The organism is Chroococcidiopsis sp., from assembly GCF_051657925.1.
In the GTDB taxonomy this organism is placed as follows: domain Bacteria; phylum Cyanobacteriota; class Cyanobacteriia; order Cyanobacteriales; family Chroococcidiopsidaceae; genus Chroococcidiopsis.
This window is the reverse complement of sequence record NZ_JBOFLP010000030.1, coordinates 1-3,519: the sequence shown is the minus strand read 5'-3', so window position 1 is coordinate 3,519 and position 3,519 is coordinate 1. Positions and strand designations below refer to the sequence as shown.

Annotated in this window: 4 protein-coding genes; all 4 read right to left on the bottom strand. The window is 42.9% G+C overall.

What is annotated here, in order from left to right:
* Positions 1–136: 136 nt before the first annotated feature.
* A complete protein-coding gene (locus tag ACRC32_RS02360; RefSeq protein ID WP_438552474.1) occupies positions 137–976 on the bottom strand; it encodes an acyl-CoA desaturase in 840 nt (279 codons plus the stop codon).
* A gap of 781 nt (positions 977–1,757) precedes the next feature.
* On the bottom strand, positions 1,758–2,027 hold the full coding sequence (locus ACRC32_RS02355) for an RNA recognition motif domain-containing protein (RefSeq protein ID WP_438552473.1): 270 nt from the start codon (positions 2,025–2,027) through the stop codon (positions 1,758–1,760).
* 441 nt (positions 2,028–2,468) lie between these two features.
* Complete coding sequence (locus tag ACRC32_RS02350) at positions 2,469–2,774, bottom strand: P-II family nitrogen regulator (RefSeq protein WP_015154538.1); 306 nt, start codon at positions 2,772–2,774, stop codon at positions 2,469–2,471.
* A gap of 155 nt (positions 2,775–2,929) precedes the next feature.
* Positions 2,930–3,415 carry an allophycocyanin gene (locus ACRC32_RS02345; protein ID WP_039717211.1) on the bottom strand — a complete coding sequence of 162 codons (486 nt, stop codon included), beginning with the start codon at positions 3,413–3,415 and terminating at the stop codon, positions 2,930–2,932.
* Between the last annotated feature and the right edge of the window lie 104 nt (positions 3,416–3,519).

Sequence of the window (3,519 nt, the reverse complement as noted above, 5' to 3'; positions counted from 1 at the left end):
AAATCTTAGACAGAGCTTCGACATATATCTCAAATAATAGTGGGATTTGGAAAGGTTCGCATCCGTCAATAGAACAACGTAAGGCTGGAAAAACAGCACTAGCCTCTTCAACAAGCCAAGCTTCGGTCGCGAGTGATTAGGCTGTTGGTGGTAGGATAATTTTTCGAGCTAACCCCATTTGCTTCAGGATCAGAATTGTCCACCAGGTCGGATCGATTTCCCACCACTTCCAACCTGCTTTCGCCACGTTGGGATAGGCATGATGGTTGTTGTGCCAGCCTTCCCCGTAGGTGAGAATTGCTGCCCACCACAGATTACGAGAATTATCATCGGAGTCATGGCTGCGGTAGCCAGTGATGTGACTTGCAGAGTTGATCAGCCAGGTACTGTGCCAAAGTAACACTGCTCTGAGGAATAGTCCATAGATAACGAATGACCAACCCCCAAGCAGGTATAGTCCAACTCCGAGTGGGATTTGCAGCAGCAGATAGTAGCGATCGAGCCAACGGTAGAACCCATCTTTTGCTAAATCCGGTGCAAATTTCCGGTTGGATTCGTACTCAAAAAATTCTGGACGTTTGTACAGTAGCCAACCCATGTGGCTCCACCAGAAACCCCGTTTTGCAGAGTAGGGATCTTTGTCAATGTCTTCAGTGTATGTGTGATGCCTGCGATGCCCCGCGACCCAAAAGAGTGGACCACCTTGCAATGCTAGCGAACCGATCAGGGCGATCGCGTATTCCAATCCCTTCGGCACTTGCAAACTACGATGAGTCAGCAATCGATGATACCCCAAGCAAATTCCAATGCTGCCAAATAACCAGTGGAGGAAGACTGCTACCCCCAATGCCGACCAGGAGAAAAACCAGGGTGCTAATAAAGCTATAGCATGAACTGCTGCAAAAAACGTTATGCTCGTCCAATTCAATACGAGCGGCTGACCGTTCCCGCGGTCAGTTTCAACCATATTCGTCATGAAGACCTTACTTATTACTTATATTCTTATCCTATCCAAGTGTTTTATCGCTCGTGTCCGCCTAGAGTTTGAAGTAGCTGTACTGCTAAAGTAGAGAACTACAAATTATTAGAAGGTTAAGTCAAATACAAACTATCTTCACAACTTCAAGCTGTTGAGCGTGGCGACAACTACAGCAGGTCTCAGAGCTTGAGCTGGTTGGTCATTGCGATCTCTATATAGTGGTGGATAAACTAGCATTTCTTGGTAACAGTGACTACAACGCCAGTAAATTCCTTTTAAATCTATATGACGGAGCAAAATGTATGAACAACAAGGGCATGTAGACTTCCTCAATCTAGATTGCCCAGCATACACGGCTAGATTCTCTCGGCTGTTTTCAGTTGTATAAGGAGCTAGTGATTGAAGAGACTTATTTAATAAAACTTGCATTTTTCCAACCTATGTTTATTAATATTCGATTTAATTTTTACTGGGATCGCAGCAATCTATAGTTGAATCCATAGCTCTTATCTGCACTTCAAGTTTAAAATCTTTCGATTAAGCCTTTAACTATGTCTTTTTTCGGAAGTGACTGCGAGCGTAATTCTGAAGCCACAAAGTGGGCAGAGTCAGATGAGACAATTAGTAGGAATTAAAATAAAGATCGTTTGAATCTCGCGGGAGTAGAAACCTACTCGCAACAGTACGCATGTCCCATTTTTTACTGCGCTGCTGCGTTCTTGTAGATTAAGCGGCTAGAGAAACCAAAAAAGCAATTGCTTCCCGCTGAAAATCTTTTCTACAAGCGGCTCAACGAAACGTCTTTTAACTCAATCCTAGCTCTATTCACTGTGAGGATACGACCCATCCATTCAATGCCTCTTAGCATCTGAACTGCCGATATTTCTTCAGCACATGTTTCCATTTCTACTACAGCAAATCCTTTGTTCTTGCCAGTTTTATGATTTGTAGGTACATGAACTTCTTTCACAGTTCCATACTCTAAAAATATCCGCTTAAGGTCGTCTTCTTCGACCTCAGAAGATAGATTTTCTATATAAATTGACATACAATACCTCCCAAACCTATTAGGTGTAGAGCTTTAGATTCGGGAAGATGTCTATGGCAGAGTGTCTAATGCTTAGTCACGTAGCCGAAAATAATTCTCGTTAATTTAATCTTAGCATAAAATACTCGCTCGCGCTTAAAGAACGAACTTCTTGATGCGTCTGGAAATTGTCTGCACATCAGCTCTGCCAGTATACAAGCGACAAAATCTGAAGCGAAACCTAAAGACGTAGTATAAGTGCCATCTTTTGAGTTACAAGCATATTAATTTACGAGGTTGCGATCGACTTACCTTACTTAAAGATTTAAATCGAGGTGATAATTATAAGCATCAAGCTACAAGTTTTTTAACTATTAATTATTGATTGATAATGTTTCTTTCAATGCTAACGCAGCAGCTTTTTCAGCAGCTTTTTAACTTCCTCAAACTCGCCTTTAATAATTAATACAAAGCTTCTACCTTTTGTCGGAAGGCAATTAAGGCGTGCTTGCCATGATGCTCTTTAAGTGCCAAGAAAATAGTATCTGACACTTCTGGCGACACAATTGTCTTGATTTCAATATTAGTGTTGTAGCCTGCCATGTCTCCCAAGCGTCTGCCGTGACCACCCTCACCCTGCACTTGAATAATAGTGTAGCCACTAACATTGTGGCTTTTCAGTAATTGGACAATGCTATCTTTGAGTACCGTTTCACCGATAATAGTAACTAGGACGGCGGATTGGGTTGGGGTGGCTTCAGGTGACATATAAAACTCCACTTTAGTATTAGGTTCTACTCTGTGTCATTTAACCAATTTTATCCGACCAGAGCAACCAAAGCTTAAATCGCTCGGCAGAATTCCGATCGGAGTTATGTTACATAGACCTAAAATACTTAAATCGAGCGGCAAAAGTCCTCGCTCTACTGCATAGCACCGATTAAGTAGTCGAAGTAAGCACCAGCTTCGCCAGCGTCTTCTCCAGACATCATCGTGCTGGTGACATTCTTCATGGCTCGGACGCTCTCGACGACAGCTTCGATAGGAGTCCCCAGAGATCTGTACATTTGGCGGACACCAATTACCCCAATTTCTTCAATCGGCGTAGCATCACCAGCCACAATAGCGTATGTAATCAAACGTAGATAGTAATCCATGTCCCGCAAACAGGTTGCAGTCATTTCCCGACCGTAGGCGTTGCCTCCAGGAGAAACGATGTCCGGTCGCCTTTGAAACAGTTGACTTCCAGCTTGTTTGATAATGCCTTCTCGATTAGCTGTCAGCGCTTGAGCAAGGCGCAGGCGGCGATCGCCACTCTGGGCTAAGATCTTAATCTGCTCTAGTTCGCCAGGGGTAGGATAGCGAGTTTCTGCGTCTGCGTTAACAATCAACTTCTTGACAATACTCATGAATGGATTCCTTTAAAGAAATGAGAGCGAATTTATTCAAACTATCGCGATTCAATGTAAATATTGGTCTAAACTTTTTGTTGACTTAAACCTAATATAGCGAT